Source organism: uncultured Dokdonia sp. (genome assembly GCF_947492535.1).
Lineage (GTDB): Bacteria > Bacteroidota > Bacteroidia > Flavobacteriales > Flavobacteriaceae > Dokdonia.
Genome location: NZ_CANLNH010000003.1, coordinates 254,726 through 274,093 on the forward strand (window position 1 = coordinate 254,726; position 19,368 = coordinate 274,093).

At 34.5% G+C, this 19,368-nt stretch carries 6 protein-coding genes; 5 read left to right on the forward strand and 1 reads right to left on the reverse strand.

Annotated elements, in window-relative coordinates; translation table 11 throughout:
- The first annotated feature begins 29 nt into the window (after positions 1-29).
- Genes Q1A60_RS05735 through Q1A60_RS05755 form a run of 5 tightly spaced genes read left to right on the forward strand, consistent with a single transcriptional unit; the run spans position 30 to position 18,464 of the window.
- Positions 30-6,200, forward strand: a complete 6,171-nt coding sequence (locus Q1A60_RS05735) for a hypothetical protein (protein WP_299765229.1) — start codon at positions 30-32, stop codon at positions 6,198-6,200.
- Between the two features lie 9 nt (positions 6,201-6,209).
- The gene (locus Q1A60_RS05740; RefSeq protein ID WP_299765226.1) at positions 6,210-14,690 is read left to right on the forward strand and encodes an Ig-like domain-containing protein; all 8,481 of its coding nucleotides are present in this window, start codon (positions 6,210-6,212) and stop codon (positions 14,688-14,690) included.
- Between the two features lie 23 nt (positions 14,691-14,713).
- Positions 14,714-17,674 (forward strand): tail fiber domain-containing protein, encoded by a 2,961-nt coding sequence (locus tag Q1A60_RS05745; RefSeq protein ID WP_299765224.1) that lies wholly within the window; start codon positions 14,714-14,716, stop codon positions 17,672-17,674.
- Positions 17,658-18,245: a hypothetical protein gene (locus Q1A60_RS05750; RefSeq protein ID WP_299765222.1), complete on the forward strand. Its 588-nt coding sequence runs from the start codon at positions 17,658-17,660 to the stop codon at positions 18,243-18,245. Before Q1A60_RS05745 ends, Q1A60_RS05750 begins: the two co-directional genes overlap by 17 nt.
- Before the next feature lie 27 nt (positions 18,246-18,272).
- Complete coding sequence (locus Q1A60_RS05755; RefSeq protein WP_299765220.1) at positions 18,273-18,464, forward strand: hypothetical protein; 192 nt, start codon at positions 18,273-18,275, stop codon at positions 18,462-18,464.
- 593 nt (positions 18,465-19,057) lie between these two features.
- Here the strand turns inward: Q1A60_RS05755 and Q1A60_RS05760 are convergent.
- The gene (locus Q1A60_RS05760) at positions 19,058-19,321 is read right to left on the reverse strand and encodes a GIY-YIG nuclease family protein (protein WP_299765218.1); all 264 of its coding nucleotides are present in this window, start codon (positions 19,319-19,321) and stop codon (positions 19,058-19,060) included.
- Between the last annotated feature and the right edge of the window lie 47 nt (positions 19,322-19,368).

The window sequence follows — 19,368 nt, forward strand, 5'->3', positions numbered from 1 at the left end:
TGTGTTGTTATGAATAAAAAAAATATCAAATGTTAGAGAATCAAATATATCCTGTTATATCAGACTTATTGCCATTAGAAAAAATTCCTTCCGATTTAGAAGGAATTAAAGAGGCATTAGAAAATGTATTACGTAAAGTTTACTTTAAAGATTTGATAGTAAGTAAAAGCTATCATGGAGAATCTGGATACTATAGTTTAACCTTAATATCTATAAAACAATTAGGTTTAGATGTTCCCTTTGCTAGTGGATTTAGTTTAGTTATAAACCCTACAGATGAAGGAATATCAGAAATACCTATTTCTTTTCAATATCGTTGGGAAGTGCTAAAGTATTTTAATCAATTTTCATTTGAAAGTTTTACCAATTCTATAGATTCAATTTTTGAAATCTTGATTGAATTAGCAGGAATTTCAAAAGAAGATTTACTAGGAGAGGTATTATCAGTCTTTTATGAGCAAACTAATGCACTAGAACTATTTGTTAATCAAATTAATGATGATTTTTTTACAACAATTCCGGTAAACAATAATGTGTCTGAAATAGATCAACTACCAAAAATCATTAATAATATAGAAAGACTAGATATCAATTTATATAAATACATTTTTGACACTTTTTTGTCAGCAGACTCTTTCGCTGATAGTTTTGAGAGATTAAAAAGATTATTGGAGAAATGGTATGGAAATTTAAAATCTACCGACATTTCTGAAATATTAAAATTAAAGTTTAATGTTTCTATTCCACAAGTAAATTTAGGTCTATTATTTCCTAGGACTTGGTTAATACCCGTAGATGAAGAGTTAAATCAGCTTGAAGAACCAGCAAGATCTGGATTGACTTTTAATGTTGGAGCTTTAGAATATTCTACTAATAATGGTTTTGAATTTATCAATGAAAGTAACTTTTCTTTCACGCGCTCAGAAATAGGCAACACAGGCCTGATCGCCGAGTTCGAAGGACTAAAATTAGATTTAAGTAACACGTCTAATATTCCAGAAGCTATTGCAGATGGACGTTCAGAAGATTTTAAAGGAGTATATATTGATTATGCAGCGATTACACTTCCTAAAAAATGGTTTCAAGAAAATGATACAGCAGATACCGCACGTATTAGTGGGTATAACTTGCTAGTAGGTACAGGCGGGTTATCAGGTAAAATCGCATTAGAAGTATTGCTGGCAGCTGGTACTATTACAGAGTATTATCAAAGTAAATTTACTGTTCAATACCCAGTTTCAGCTACGAGAACCAATCCAGATACCAATGTTTTAGAAGTAGCAACATTAACTAATCATGCTGAATTGGTTGCTCATTATAATTTGGATCAGCAAATTCGATTTGTGTACCCTTTTAGTGTAATAGATACAGCTAGTGGAGAAACACTCACATTTAAAGATCCTATAACATATAATTCATATTTAGCGAAAGCGAACATAACATCAGCAACACCAAGAGTTGGTTTTTCTATAGGAGGTTTTGAATTAGGGCTTACATCTTTTGATATCACGTTTAGTCAAGGAAGTATTGTGGAATCTAATATCAAAGGATTAATGAAAATCCCCGGATTAAAAGATACTAATAATGATCCTGCAGAAATACTAGTGACAGGACATTTAGATGATAACGGTGATTTCAGTTTGACATTAGCAGAAGAAGATGGAGTAGTATTAAGCATTCCTCATGTTGCAGATTTGACAATCTATTCACTAGCGTACATTAGAGAGAACGATCGTGGATATGTAGAGGTAGCTTCTGATCTTACATTTACAAATGGAGTAGTAACTAAAGTATTATGCGATCAAAATCAAAAAATTCCATTACCGACGATGCGATTCTATGCCAACCCAGCAGGATTTGAAATTGTAGGAGGAAGTATTGCAGTTCCTGAGAGCTTTAGTTTATGTCTAGGACCTGTAGATATTAGTGTGGCTAATATCAATCAAGGATCACATCAACGCATGTTTGGAGACAAGATGCGTAAGTATAAATATTGGGGCTTTGATGGAGCCATTAGCATTAATCCATTAGGAATTGACGTTCGAGGCGATGGGCTTAAGTTTTATCATACCATTGATAATGAATACATCGATGAACATGGAAATCCTGTATCCAATCCGCCTGATTCCTATATGCATATTAGAGCATTGGGCGTAGATCTTATTATTCCTGGAAATGCAAGTCCTAAAGAAGCAGCAGTCATTATAAAAGGATACCTATCCTTACCTGAGCCTGGAGAATCTCCAGAGTATGAAGGAAGCGTCACTGCTAAGATTGGAAAATTAGGAATTACAGCTTCCGCTTCTATGCGATTAGCACCAAAGCATCCTGCTTTTATTATTGATGCCGATGTAGACTTAAAAACAGGAATTCCTATTGGTGCGACAGGATTAGAAATCACAGCCTTTCGAGGATTATTTGGATATCGTTATGTAGCCGAGAAGGAAGCTGTAGGACTCACTTCAGGAAATACAGATGATACATGGTATGATTACTACGTATATCCTAAACGAGGAATTAATATCAAGAAGTTTAATACACCCGATAAGACAGGAAAATATAAGAATCCAATATCTATTGGAGCAGGAGCAACGATTAATACGAAAGGAGTGAATGTCGTTTCAACAAGAGTGATGTTACTACTTTCTATTCCGAGTTTATTTGTTATAGATGGGCGGGCCAGTATCATCTCAAAAAAGTGGGGACTTGATGATAGTGGCGAGCCGCCTTTCTTTGCCTTCTTAGCTATTGGAGATCAATCCATAGAATTAGGCGTAGGAGCAGACTTTAAAATACCACAAAAAACAGGGAAACTTATCAGCGTACAAGCTAGCGTAGAAGCAGCCTTTTTCTTTAGAGATCCTTCTGCTTGGTATGTGTATGTAGGTCGTAAAGATCAGCCTAATGAAGGGAAAGTATTAAATATACTCACTGCACAAACCTATTTAGAATTATCAGCTAGAGGGATACAATTAGGAGCACGTGCAGAATTCTTGTTCAATAAAAAGTTTGGACCTGCAAAAATAAAGGCGTGGTTATTTGTTGAGGTAGGAGGAAAGCTAAGTTTTGAGCGCCCACAAATTGGAGGCTATTTTGAAGCAGGCGGAGGATTAGAAATCAAAGTCTGGATCATTTCAGCCAGTGTAAGTTTTAATGCAATTCTAGCAGTAGAAGCACCTAGACCATTCCTAATTAGAGCAGAAGTACGTGTATGTGCACGAGTGAAAATAGGTTTTATCAAAGTAACAAAACATGTCAAAGTAGAAATCAAATGGGAGTTTAATAAACAAATAGACAAAACACCTGTACTACCCTATCCTTCAAAAGATGAAACCTTAGCATTAGAGCAAATTCAAGGAATCCACATGCTAACGGGAGAAACCTTTGGTTTGATCAACTTAACAAATCAAGCGAATACAAGAGGGGATAGTACCTTGTTTAATAATGCGATCATACCATTAGATACCTATATCGACATTAAGTTTTTAAAAGGATTATCTGTGACACGTTCAAGAGATCCGCAGAATAAACTAAACAGTCATTTAAGTAGCTGGGGCATCACTGAAGAAGTAAACAATCTTATAGGAGGTGTGAGCAATCCACCTGTAGATAACGTAGAATTAATCCCGCCAGATAAAACGGTAAAAGGCGGACATACGGTACGACAAGTAGCGCATAAATACCACATCAACGGACTGAATCTAGAAGCTTGGAATGGCACTTCTTGGGTAGGGTATAATCCTTATGAAGCAGTCACAGCAAAAAGTAGCGAAAATCTTGATGTAAGTGATTTTAAAATAGGGCATTGGCAAAAAACAAGAAAAGCGTATGATCAAATTAGATTATTAGCGAGCAATCCATTCACTTATACAGAACAAGGAGAAGATGGTTGGTATGTTCCAGAAGAACTAGGAATTACAGCTTCAACACTATTTTGCGAAGCTCAATTTAAACCTTTACAGACGGTCAATTGGAGAAATAGACGAAGAGGAGAAAAATACCCAGTTCCTTTTAGCAATCCTGATAGCTTCTTTAATATTGGTCAGTTGTATTTCCAGATTTTAGGAACAGGTATTTTAGGAGATGAAGATTTTATACAACCAGAGTTTGGAAAAGTGGCTTCTGGATATAGCAATTTTGATTTTCCACAATCACTAAAAATTCGAAATACGAATGGTATTGCTTTAAAATTTCCAAATGCAGTACAAGAAGTACGACTTAAACTATCAAGTACAGCTAGAGGGGTTCGTATCAAATTATATAAAGCTGTTTTTGAAGAAACAGCGGGAACACCCGTAGTATCCTATGAATTAATTCCAGATGGAGATATTTATAAACTGTCTTCAGAATTATATCAAGAAGTTATATTCAGTAGTGATGAATATACGATAGATCGCGTAGAGATTGATCCTGAAACAGAAAATGAAGAAGAAATCGATCGTATTCGAGAAGAAATTGCAGTATTGCTAGAAAATGCCTTAGGAAGTTTTTCTTTAAATCCTAGAGCATCATTAGATAGAGAAGATCAAGAACGTTATGACTTATTGATTTCAGAATTAGAAGAAGCCAAAAATATAGGTTGCGATATGAGCATCCCACCTCCAAGAGGCATTGGCGCTATGCAAATCAAAGATGATGATATTAATGGGACATTTATTGTAGGAGAAAATGCGTTTGGAAATGACGGTATTGCATTACCACCAATGACAGATACTTCAGAAAAGTGTTTCACTCTTTTACACGAAGTACAATGGTTGACAGTTCACGATTGGGCATATAATCAAGAAATTCCTGGGCAAGAAGCAATTACTAGTGATTTTATGAATAGTGTCGATGCCGTAGAGCAAGTAGCTACGCCTATCTGGAGACCAGATACTAGTTATCGCGTCACATTTACAGTTTCAGATTTAGTAAATAATGAAGAAATACACTCCTTCCCATATAGATTTGGATTTAAAACAGCAGGACCTATAGGACATTATCATAATGCTCCTAATGTAACTTATGGAGGAACTAGAAATACAGCTGGACAATTAGTAGATCCTAATGCATATCCATTAACAAGTCTTGCGAGTTATATAGATTACCAACGTTCGTATCCTAATGCGAATGGAAGCTTACTGAATGCAAAACCATTGTTTTATGGAACCGAAGATGGGAATAATGAAATTAAACTATTTTTCAATAAACCCTATCTCAATCATATGATGGAAGACTGGGGCGCTTTTGGAGCATTCTCAGAACTCTCGGGAAGAATGCAGGTACTCATTAAAGACCCTGTTGAAAATGTGATTTTAAATAATCCACCAATACCTGGAGAAGAAACCACAGAAATTCCAAGCGGACAAGAATCTTGGGATCCTGATGCCCATCCGCAATTAGCATCTTATGTGCAAACGCTACAGAATATGGTAGACGGTACTAATGGAGACGCGAGTTTAGGTAGTTGTCGTATAGAATTGGGAGATGTGATTATACCTAAAAGTTACAATACAACAGTAATTATTAATAATCTAAAACCGCAAAAACTATATACTGCAATTGTCAACAGTCATTATGAAAACTCAGTAGTACAAGTGCACGATTTTAATTTTCAGACATCTCGTTATCAAAATTTTAAAGAACAAGTAGAAAGCTATTTACTCAAAGATATAGATGGAAATATTACTAGAGAAGCGATATATGACCTATCTATTTCGGCAAGTGTATCACAAATTACTGAAGCTTATAATGTAGTAAGTAGTGGTATGAATAATAACGCTTTCGCGAAAGAAATAGACCCTTTTGACAGAGTTGTAGAGGGATTATTAGGTATCAAACCGATGGACCCTGCAGCCACCACAGAATTCAACCGATTACGAAATGCGGAAGGAACCATCATAGGAATCTTAATTCGCAATCCAGAACCCTTTAATAATCCAAATATACCACGAGAGGTCATTATGGGAACTACAGATACAGATTTAAAAACCATTTCTGTATTAAATAACAGCGGAGATGATAATGACAAATTCAAGGTACTGCATTCCAAAGACTATGCACAATGCCTGATTATGAAGCAAGAAATAAGAGAAGAGATACCATTAGTACAAATTTCAAATTATCAGAGAACTATACTATTCAGGTATTTAAAATGGGACGGTAACACCTATATCAATCAAACAGAAGTTACAATAGAAAATTTAAGAATTAATAATTAGTAGGGAGTTATGGAAAATCAGTTTTTTGTTAAACAAATAACGATTAATGGGGATTCACATCCTGTAAGATTAATAGGGAAAGATGCCACTGGATTATATTGGAGAGTCTACAATGAGTTATTTCTACAAAATATTACATATCCTAATGTTTTTAAAACAGATTTTGATTTAAATCTTATTTGGCAAAAACGTCTTTCTGGGATTGGTTATTTTGTTGATATGTGTTCTGGAGAAAATGGAGATGTTATTTTAATAGGAACATATAAAAACTCTTCATCTGAAACATCAGAAAAGCTATGTGTATTAAGTATTAACAACACAGGAAATATAAATTGGTTTAAAAAATATGATCAAGGAAATAGTATAAGACATCAAGTAGATGATTTAAATATAATACGAATTAACACTAATAGATTTATTATTAATTCAATAATAGATCTTATTCTTATAGATGGATCAGGGGTAGTTGTAAATAAAAAAAGAATAAGAAAAAGCTCTCGAGGTTTTGATATTGATGTAATTACTTCAGATCAAAATCATATATATATAATTAGTAAAGATCGAACACTTTTTAGCTCAAGTGTTAAAAATAAATCTGTTTGTTTCATAGCAAAATTTGATTTGAATTTAAATTTGATTGCTACAAATTCTATTAAAAATACGAGTAGTGATTCTTCTAGGATTCATTCAGGAATATCTTCAGTAATATCAGGAAACAACTTAATCCTTCTATTTAGTTATGGACCTTTAGCCTCATCAGCAGTAGAGCATATCATAACTGTTAGTTTAGGTGATTTAAGTATAAATAAAGGATTGATATTAACAGATTTTGTAGGGGTAAACCAAAGTATATTACTTGAGATTTCTCCTAAGGAATCAAATCATTTTCTATTGATAAAGAGATCAGCAGGTATGCTATATCAATCCAATGAAATTTATAAATTAAGTAATGGTTTAAAAGTCTTATGGGGTAAGAATACAGAGAATTATTCAATAATGACCGAAGGTATTCATATTATAGAAAACCAATTCTCATTCTTCAGTTCACATAACAGTAATAATTATTTTATTAATAAATCAAATCTTAATTTAGAATCAAATAGTTGTTTAGAAAGTAACCCATTATCTCTTTCAACTATTACTATAAATGATATATATCAATCTAATATTGAGAATCCATTAAATATAGAAAACACTGAAGTTCAGGTAACTAATGTCGATTATACTACTATAGGGATAAATTGGAACTCTACTAAAATTTGTCCTAGTCCTGTCGATATAATTAGGTCAACGATTAGTGCAAGTCCAACAAAAATATTGGCTAATGGTAAATCTAAATCTACGATTACAGTACAATTAAAAGACGGTAGTGATTCCAATATCGTAGGCGATCATACAGTAAAAATTTCAACAGATGGTAAAGGTAACGTAGGTAATACTACCAATAATGGAGATGGGACGTATACTACTGAATTAACATCAAGTTCATCAGAAGAGACAGCAACCTTATCTTTTACAATAGATTCTCAGGCAGCAACAAAGAAGGCTACAGTTGAGTTTTACAAGGTAGCGAGTAGAAGTACTTCTACGATTAGTGCAAGTCCAACTAGGATACTAGCTAATGGAACTTCAAAGTCTATAATTACCGTACAGTTAAAAGATGGTATTGGAGCTAATATTATAGGCGATCATACAGTAAAAATTTCAACAGATGGTAAAGGTAACTTAGGGAATACTACCAATAATGGAGATGGGACGTATACTGCTGAATTAACATCAAGTTCATCAGAAGAGACAGCAACCTTATCTTTTACAATAGATTCTCAGGCAGCAACAAAGAAGGCTACAGTTGAGTTTTACAAGGTAGCGAGTAGAAGTACTTCTACGATTAGTGCAAGTCCAACTAGGATACTAGCTAATGGAACTTCAAAGTCTATAATTACCGTACAATTAAAAGATGATAATGGTATAAATATTATCGGGAGTCAAATAATTGAAATATTTTCAACAAATGGTATTGGTAATATAAGTAACGCTTTGAATAATGAAAATGGTACGTATACAGCTGAACTCACATCAAGTACTCAGGAAGAAACTGCCGCAGTTTCTTTTACAATAGACGGAGTAGCAGCAGATGATACTGAGACTATTTTCTTTTATAAAGAGGCTAGTAATAATGAATCCACTATCATTGCTTCTGACCCTCTAATTCCTGCCAATGGCGAATCTATGTCAACAATTACGGTTCAATTAAAGGATAGTCGTGGAGCAAATATTATAGGAGGTCATACAGTAGAAATTATAACAAATGATATTGGTATTTTAAGTCATACAATCAATCATGGTGATGGTACATATACAGCTGAGTTAACATCATCTAATTTAACACAAACGGCACTATTGACTTTTACTATTAATGGACAAATTGCTCAAGATAGTACACAAGTAAGATTCTACAAAGAACCAGATGTAACTGCGTCTACAATTACTGCAGATCCACCAAGCATTTTGGCTAACGGTATCGCAATGACTACAGTGACGGTTCAATTACGAGATGAAGATGGAACAGCTCTGTTTCAATCAGGTCACGATGTTAATATTGATACTTCTATAGGAAGTGTATCAGAAACGATTAACAATAATGATGGGTCGTATATGACAATGTTAACTTCTATAACAGAACCTACTACAGCGACTCTTACTTTTACGTTGAACAATGTACTTTCTACGACAACAACAGAAGTTAGGTTTGTAGACGTAATACCTATTTCAGATACAGCACAAGTACAATCTCCCCATATCTATCTACAAGCAGCAGGCTCCGTAGATGGAGATGGAGATCAAAGTATACCCGGAATACACTTGCGTTGGGCATTTAAAAACAAATTAGGGGATGAACATTTGCCTAAAGGAAATCTAGCAACAGGAACCGCTAATTTTAATAAACCAGGCGATTATGTAAAAGTGTATCGAGCTCCCTATGTTAAGGAACAACAAGTCATTTCTTTAGCAGACGAACCACAAACGATAGATCACTCTAACGCCTATTGGTTATATACAATGAATGGGAATAAATATTATGTCGTTTTTAGAGATAAAGACAGATATTTAGGACTCTTAGATACCATAGATCCTAAAGAAGGAAATCGATTCGGTTTTTTAGAAGCTTATGGAGATGGCTTGATAGAAGTAGAAACCAGAGATCAGCTGGCTTTTGGAGTCACATTGACCACAAATCAACAAACAAATACAAGTAATCTACAAACAGAAATTTTGTCGGTAGAAGCAAATCGTTTAAGTCTGGCAAAAAATGTTATTGGAAGAAAAACATTTACAAGTACAGCTTTACATGATACACACCAATGTGGTGATAACATTCGTTCGGTGCGTTTCAAAGCGTCTAATTGCTATGTGACTACCATTGAATTAGAGTTATATCAAACCTTCTTACATACAACAAATGAAGCTCAAAATTGGGTGTCTTTAGGAGATTTTTCTTTGACAACTTCAGACGAAGAAGCTTTTCAACGATTAGAAAATATACCAGATACTGTCCATGGGAAATGGCCTCGATATAACAATGATTGTTTAACCAATCTAGATAATTATCGAGACAAGTGGAATGGACCTAGAGAAGAAGGTGATAGAAATCTAAAACAAATCATCGTTAAGTATATAGAATTAAGTAATAACGAAGGAAATCCACGAGCATTAGAAACGATTGATTTTACAGATCCTAATAACTCTGATGGCGTAAGAGATTTACAAGAAGTGTCTAATCTCAATATGTTATTCTTAGCAGGGACAGATTACCATATGGCAAGAATGATGGGACTAGGACATTTAGATGTAGCTATAGAAAACGATGATCAAAAGTTTGTCTATATGGTAGAGTACCATACAGCAGCAGATTTAGGAGGATCTCCCATTTTAGGAGGAGGGGTGTTGAATCCTGATGGCTTACAACATCTATATATGACCGTACCTACGAGTAAACAAGATTCACGTTTACCGTATCCAGTAGATTTATTAAAAATAGAACCAGGAATTAAAAGAACAGGACTAGATCAAAATAGTACGCTTACAGATCCTAATGGATATACAGATGTAGGAAGGCAACGATATGTATCAATTTATGCTAAAGAACAAGTAGAACATGAAAATGAAGATTTCTATGAAACTTCAGATGAGTTTAATTATTCAGAAGCGACACATCCAGTATATGCAGGAATCTCTTATAAAGAAAAAGGAACAGGAAATGATTGGGTAAAACCTGAGATTTCAAGTAGTGCTGATTATTTGACTGCAGGACCAAATCCTACTAGTGAAACAGTACCACTACCTATTCCTTTAATGGGAGAACCTTTATTTATACATAGAATTTTAGAGGAAGGAACTCATGAATATCTAGGCTATGGGATCAATTGGTTTGGAAGATCTAATGTGAGTATAGAAAATCCATTAGAAATTAGAACGGAGTTTCCTGCTATTAATTTATTAAAACCGCCAGCAGCTTTACATGCATTACACGTAGTAGAAGAAGATCCTTTAATTCTAACATCGACTAGTGAACAAATACGTGTTGATGATAATACAGCAGACGATCCAACAATAGCAAGACTTATGTTTAGCTATAATCATGAGCAAGAACTTATTAATTATCCAATAAGTAGCGATGATCGAGTTCTATTTACTGATGACGAATTACTAGAACCTGATGCGTTTAGACCAGATCAAAATGAAATTTTTGCTAATGAAATTGAAATATTCTTTAGAAATAGTATTCCTCAAAATATTCGAGGTAAGATTATAATGGCAGAAGATGATCCTCTTGATCAAGCTGTGTCAGTACTCACTACTAATGATTATTTGCTTTACAGCGAAAAGGTGAAAAACGAAGATACTGGTGAATATGAGTTTGTGAAAATTAAACCTGAATTACCAGAAAATACACCACCAGCAAATTTTACAGGAGGTATTTTAATATTGGGACAACAACAATTTGTCATTCATAGTATAAGTGTCGCTAGCAATGGATATTCATTAATTAAAGTGTATAAAAAAGCTGTAGGTGATGCACTACAAGGAAATACAACAGAAGGACCTTTAGAAGGACCTGATATTTCTGGAGATGAGATATTTATGGCTATTGAGAATATGTTGACGATTGATAGTTGGGGTACAGGAAATCCAAGCAGTTTTAAAGTACAAATACCTGAAGAGGTGAAAACAATATATAGGGCACTTGTAGAGACAAGTGGTGGTTCAGATGTTAATGAATTACTTCTGGAAAAATTCAGAGGAATTTATGATGATACTGTGACAATTACGCCTGTATTAGAAACTAGTGAGGTAGATGAAAATAATGAAGAAACAGCATCTATTCATAGAGGGACTTATAAAATTCAATTAAGTAAGACGTTAACACAGCATCCTCAGTTTAACGCTACAGGAAATTCAGTTGAATGGCAGGGAGGAGCTGTACGAATTCCGTCTCAAGCAAATCCTAATGGTGCTAAACGCACATTGAAAGTAGTTAAAATTGAGAATATAGGGACTACAGATGGATTGATTCTCTATGCTATTGATGATACGTTTGATCAAGAAGTCCTAGATCCAGATACAGGAGATATAATAGGATATCAATCAGAAAATCCTATACAAACAACAGGAAACATTGCAATCAATTTCTATCCAGGATATAAAGTATATCTGTATGCAGATACCGATTTTGGATTAACAAGTGATGCTTTGCAACCTTCAGGAGAAGAAACACTTAGATATTCAATTTTTAGTGTGAGAGCCAAAGGTGATGAATATAGTCACAGCGAAAGTAACCCTCCCGAATTTGTAACAACACATTATTCTAATATAGGAACACCTGCCAATATGTTTAGTCAAGCAGTTATTCCTCCTTTACGACCACAGTTGCCTATAGGTGCTAATTATGCGACAAGACCAGATAGTTTTGGAAAAGCAACATATACACTTACAACAACATTTAATCATAAACCATTTGCAGTACAATATAGTAGAGCAGATGAACAAGGAATTTTAAATGCTCTATATGAATCAAGTACGATTAATGAAATTAAAACGCAACTTAATTCATTGACAAAAGATGTATATGCAACGTCTCGATGGAGAAATTTAATTGAATTTGATTATGACGCACATGGAGGTGAGTTTGAAAAATTTCCTGATACGGAAGAAGGATATAGATTTCCAAACCCAGATAAAACCGCTTTATTTCAATTAATCAATAGAGATATTGATAAGTATAATAAAGAAGAAACCCCTACACCTAGAATAGATAATGTAACTGCTGGAACTATCAGTCCGGGAACAGTTATTATTCCAGGGGAAGGAGCAGGTGATGATACTACGTTAGCAGATTATATAGAAAAAACAGTACTAAACGTATTTATCCCATTAACAGAGATTCCATTAATCTATGATCAAATCCGTACAGATATTGAGTATCAGCCTATCAATAAAAAGCAGATCATTAGGGATCGAAATGGGAAATTATTAAAACCTACAGATGATGTATATGATATCGCGCCAATGGCAAAGAGAAGCGCTACAAAGAATGAATTACAGTTTACTGATTTTACATTGGATGGGACATCAAATAACATATACTTTTATGCAGTACGTGAACTTTCGAGCGCAATGCAAATGGGAGATTATAGCCCAGTAACAGGACCTATTAACTTAGTAAATACAAACCCTCCTGTTGCACCAGAAATAAGAAGAGCACTTCCAAGGTTGGCTGATAAAACGTATGGACTTAAGAGGATACCATTAGATTTTGTTTCTGTAGAGAACCTTACAATTACAGATGATACTATTGTACATGGGGGAGGTGTTTTTGGTGGAGCATCAAGTAAGCAAATTCTAGAAGGAAATGCGATGATTTCTTACCAAGTCATTGCAGAAAGTGCTATTATCATTGGACTGTCTGAAATGCATATCAATAAAGAGACAGAAACCGTCGATTATGGATTTATCAGTACTCATAAAGGAGACTTAATAGTACGTGATAAAGGAGTATTAACGACAGTAGGAACGTATGATAGCAATACAGTATTACAAATTCAACGAATAGGAAAAATACTGTATTTCTTAAGAGATGGAGTAGAAGTATATCAAATAGAGATAGAAACACCTATAGACCTTTTAGTAACTGTTTCTGTGAGAAATAAAATTGCTACAGTCACAAATCTAACATTGTATACTTCTGGAAGATATTATGATAAAGAGGTTTTACAATCTAGCACGTCAGGAGCATTGCCTCTTACAATAACAAGTTTAGACAATAGTACATTTTCGCCGGAAGGCATATTAGCAAAAGAATCTTTAACAAATGCTTGGGATAGTAGTGCTATAAGTTTAGAATATATTCCTTTTTACGGTTCGCTTTCTTTTAAAGTACAACCCAATAAAGTAGTTGCAGTAGGACTCGCTGCTTTTAATGAAAATAGACATATTGATGCTATTGAGTACGGTATTAGAACAAGTGAAAATGGACTTCTATATGTGATTAGTAAAGGTGAAGATATTGTTGAGGGTATCCCTTATAATGAGGATAGTAAACTTTTGATAGAAAGGCGTAATCAACAATTATTATTTAAAAATAATGAAAGAACGTTTTATACACTAAAATTAGATGAGAATGTATTGTTATGGGCAGATTTTTCTATCTACAGTGCAGATGGAACAATTTCAGATATAGAAATTAATGAAACTAGTAATGTAGAAAAAAACTATCTGGATAACAGTGTTACAATACCTGCGATCACTCTTGAATTTAATAGTTATCCTGCAAATCAGAAAATAACAGCTTTAAGTTTATACAGAACACTAGATCCTGCAAAATCATCTTCGGTGAGAAGCATGGAGTTAGTAAAAACTATAGATGTACGATTAACAGGACAAGTAGGAGAATCTACACTTACAATTATAGATGAGTTTGAAGACTTGTTACAAATTCCTTATGGAGATGCTATCTATTATAGAGCAACCGTGAGTAGAGAAGTTTCATATACCATAGGAGAAGGAGAGCAAGAAAAAGTGATGACAGAATTAGCGCCTTCTAATGCTTCGAGATTGATCATAAGTACGATTACAGAATCGACAAATCCAATAACTCCTGACATCTTTTATACGATAGATACTTCGGCAGGAGACGCTAGTGGAGAGAACATAAGCATAGAATGGAAACAAACTGTGTATAACCCTATATACTATGTGTATAAAATGAATACACAAGGGAACTGGATAAAAATTCATGAATTTGAAAGTAATGAAGAAAAGGTAAGCTTGCGATTAACAGAAACGTCACTCACTCCAGATGAACTTTCAACTATAGACGGGGAGTCAGATACAGTCTTTCATCACTTTAGAGTAGATGTAGAGAACTCGGCAGGCTTATCTAATGTGACAAAGAACTTAATAACGATTCCAAGCGATAAGCTTATAGATTAACAATAAAAAATAAAGAATAAGAAATGGAAGATTCAGGACAAGAAATAACAGGAACAGAAGGAGAAGAATTAGATGGTACAACAGGACAAGAAGTAGGAGGGGTAGATGGACAACTAGAAGAAATAGCAGAAGTAAACCCAGTTGTGCCTGTACCTATAGAACCAGTGCCTATAGATATAGAAGAAATAGGTCCTGGAGGTACTGGAGGACCTCCAGGAGATATTATTTTGTCTCCAATTGATGGATTTATAAAATCTAAAGAAACACTCAAAACGTTTTTTCAAAAAGGAGATATTCCAGAAGAAGATCAATTTGCAGACTTGATAGATGCATTCAGACATATGAATGATGGACACACCATTACAGATGTATCTACAGCTCCTAATGGGATTATAAGCATTACCTTATCTAATGGTACCGTTGTAGCAATTACACCGCCCGTAAATGATGAGTATGTGCCTAAAACAGGAGGAGGATTTACAGGACATGTAGGTGTAGGAACAGAAACACCAGGCGCTATACTAGAGGTTAAAGGAACATTCTCGCCTACACGACCACATTTAGCTATAAATACTGTTAATGATCATGTATCGTTAAGTTTACAACATCTAGGAGTAGATAAAGGGTCTATATGGTACAATGCGGACATTGATAAAATGGCATTTGGAAAAGGGATTAGTGCACGACATACACTTTTTATAGATGGGAATGATAATTTTGGGATAGGAACCAATGATCCGCAAAAAAAGCTTCATATAGACGGAGGAGTTGTCAGAATTCAATCTCCTTCTGGACATGCTGATATAGGATCTATAAATAATACAGCTTTTCATTTTCAAACTGGTCTTCCTAAATTTTGGTTTGATAAAGAAGTATTAGCTCATGGAAATTTAGGTCTCTCTACCAAGGATACCTATATGCGTTTTAGTGACGGAGCTATATTTGAAAATAACCAAAGAGTCGCTACACAAAGTTGGGCAAATAGTCAAGGGTTTTTAAAAGAAAGTACAGCAACTAATTATGTTCGTAAAGATAGAAATGAAAATAATGCTTTCTTTGATGATTACTTGATCTTTAATTACAATACTACATCTGATGTAGACGCTATTAGTTTTAACCCAAATACAAATGGATTTTATTTTAATGCAGCTAGAGGTAAGAATAAAACACATGCAAATGCAGATATCTATGTAAATAAAGTAATTGCATTTAATGATATTGCTACAGCAGAGAGTGTACATGTAGCGGGTAATGTATATGCAGGAGCAGGAAGTCAAGGTTCTTCTTATTTTGGAGATGGGAAAGAGATTATACGATTTAATGATGGTTGGTTACGATTAAACCCTTCTACAACAGCTGCTACTAGATTTGGTACGGGAATCTACTGTGGAGCAAGTAAACTAAGAACAGATGGTCAGTTTGAAATAGGTTCTGAAGGTAATAAATTTAAAGTAACTTCTGGAGGTACTGTTACTGCAGCTGGAAATATATATTCTAATGGAGAATCTTACTTTGGAGATGGAAAAAGGGTTATACGATTTGATGATGGTTGGTTAAGGATAAATCCTGATAGTGCTTTTACTGCTGGTATCTATTGCGGTACAGGTAAGCTAAGAACAGATGGCCAGCTTGAAGTAGGATCAAGCGGAAATAAATTTAAAGTAACTACATCAGGAACAGTTACGGCTGCAGGAGCGTTAACAGTTGGCGGTAATATGAGTATGACCTTAGGAGATGGTAAGGGAGTAAGATTTTGGGGTCATGATAACTATAAAATATATATGTCTTCTGCCACAAATGGTACTTGGGGAGGAAGAGTAAGTGGGGATACGACTTCAGATTATAACATGTACTTTAGAATGACAGGAGGTACAAACAGAGGTTTTGTATTTAAGAATGATCATAATGAAGTAGCAGGAATAGATGCTAGTGGTAATGCTCGGTTTAATGGAACTATTTATGAAGGTGGAACTGCATTAAGTAATAAATATTTAGGAAAAACAGCAAAAGCTGCTGATAGTAATAAATTGGATGGAATTGACTCTTCTGGATTTGTAAGAGATGGAGTAGATGAACATAGATCTTGGAATAATGAATATTTGATTTTTACACATAATGGAGCAGATAATGTAGACGCTATTAGTTATGATGATGCAAATAATGCATTTCATTTTAATGCTGATAGATCAAAAACCAAAACATCATCCAATGCAAAAGTATATGCAGGCGCTTTATATGAAGGGGGAACTGCCTTAACGAGTAAATATCTAGGTAAAACAGCAAAAGCAGTCGATTCTGAAAAAGTAGATGGCATTAATGGGGCTTCTCTCTTACGATCAGATGCAAATGATACATTTACAGGAACACTTGCAGTAGGCTCTACATCAACAAGACAAGCAGGTATTTATGGCATTTATGACTCTACCAAAGTAGGTCATATTTGGTCTATAGGAACTAATTACAAAATATCTCAAACAGGAGTTAATTTTGGGAATTTATATGGGTTTGCTTATAAACACACTAATAACCCAACTGGAGGTACTATGGCTGGAGGTCATCAAGCAATTTGGTGTAAAAACGGAGCTCCTAGAGTTGCTCTTGGTGATAATATATGGACAAGTGGGACTATATATGCTGCCGGAAGTATTACATCTGCGGGTAACGTAACGGCTTACTCTGATAAGCGTTTAAAAACAGCATTTAAACCGATACAGGAGAATATTCTTGATAAAATAGATCAACTTAAGCCTACATTTTATCAATGGAAAGATCAAGCTAAAGATCAAGCAAGACAACTAGGATTCATAGCGCAAGAAGTAAAAGACGTTTTTCCAGAGTGGGTTCATGAAAATGAAGAATACTATAGTATGTCTTATGATAAAATGGGGGCAGTATTAGCTGTACAGGGAATCCAAGAACTGCGCGCAGAGATCAAATCACTGAAAGAAGAATTAAAAACAATAAGAGATGGGTTTACCAAGTAGTGGTTCAATAAGTATTGAACAAATTTTAACAGAGATGGGACGCTCTTCGACGAGCCCAGCAAATCTCAGAGATCTTGCCGCAGAATGGCTTTCGCATACTGGTAATCAAAAGTTTAATAGAACAACAAATATCAGTTTAAGTCTTTGGAGAGGAGAAACTTGGGATCCATTTATCGATCCACCAACGGATTATTTAACAATTCAACCTAGTCTTTATGATGGATCTAATTTACCAGAAACAATTCCTATCAATGTAACTAGTAATACACATTGGACAGTGACAGAAATATCAGGAGCAAATGCCACTACGTTAAGTAGATCAGATGGATCAGGCAATGGAAGATTTACTGTAAGTATCTCTGTCAATAATTCAGAAATTCGATCGGGTGAAATAGAAGTGAGAGCAGGAGCTATTCGACGCACTTTTAATTGGTCACAATCTGGCCCTTATATTGGAGGCCCTGGTGATGGAGGTCCTTTAGATAATAATGGTGGTGGAAATGGTGATGGAAGTGGAGGAGACGGTGATCCTATAGATGATTTTCCTACAATAGACGAAGGGTTTCAGTAAAAAATAATTAATAAAAATATATAACACATGAAAAATGAAAATTTAGAACTATTGGCTTCGGCGTTACGCACAGCAGGAGGAAATTTTGACATCCCAACATTAGATTTAATACTTACTATTAAAGAATTGGTAGATGACAAAGGAATAGACATCTCTCTAGGGGATATTGGGACTATTAGGAATGAAGTAGCCTCTAGATATCGATCTACAGAACAATAATAATGATAGTTGAGTGTGGTGTTTAGACTATCTAGAAAAGAGTTTCTAAAAAAAAGAAGCTCTTTTTTATGTGTAATAAGTTATATACGCTTTCGCGAAATCGAGCTCGCGAGATTCACGACCAAAGGGGGAGTAAAGCGGTAAATCGAGCTCGCGAGACTTACCTGTCGGCAGGCAGGTTCACGATCAAGGGGAGAGTAAAGCGGTAAAGCGTATATAAATACACCTAATTAAGAATTGCTCATACGTTATTGTTACTGAGAATAATATACGGATTAATGTTAGGAGTAATCGATGGTTAGTGAATATTCGAAACCTAACAAAACGTTATGAAAAGCTTTTTACTGAAAATACATTAGATAATTGTAATGAGTGAAAGAAATGGATGTTTTTTACACAAGGACTTACTATTTCAGTACGATTCATAGATGAATCTATCTATTTAGTAAACTAAAAAATATCATAAAAGTGTTTTAGGTATGTTTTAGGAGAATAAAAAAAGCAGTTACAAAATGAATGTAACTGCTTCATTATTAAGTATCGAGAACGAGAATTGAACTCGTGTCCGCCTCTGGCGGATATGAATCCTACCTTTATACTATGTTGAAAAACTGATTAATAATTTCTTTTTTTTCCTTTCTACCTATTCCCGATTTGAACCATTTTTCTCTAGAAAGAGCTTCCTTTTTGGATTCAAAAAATTCTATATGAATTACAATCCAAGGTCTGTAGGATATTGTCCAGCCTTTTGTTGCATATTTATTATGAGAATGGAATCGAGAGATTAAATTAGATGAAATACCTGTATAGGATTTTTGATGCTTTTGAGAATATAGTATGTAAACGACGTACTCCATAAAACTTAAAAAGGTCAACTATTGTTGACCTTTTATTTGTAGCGAGA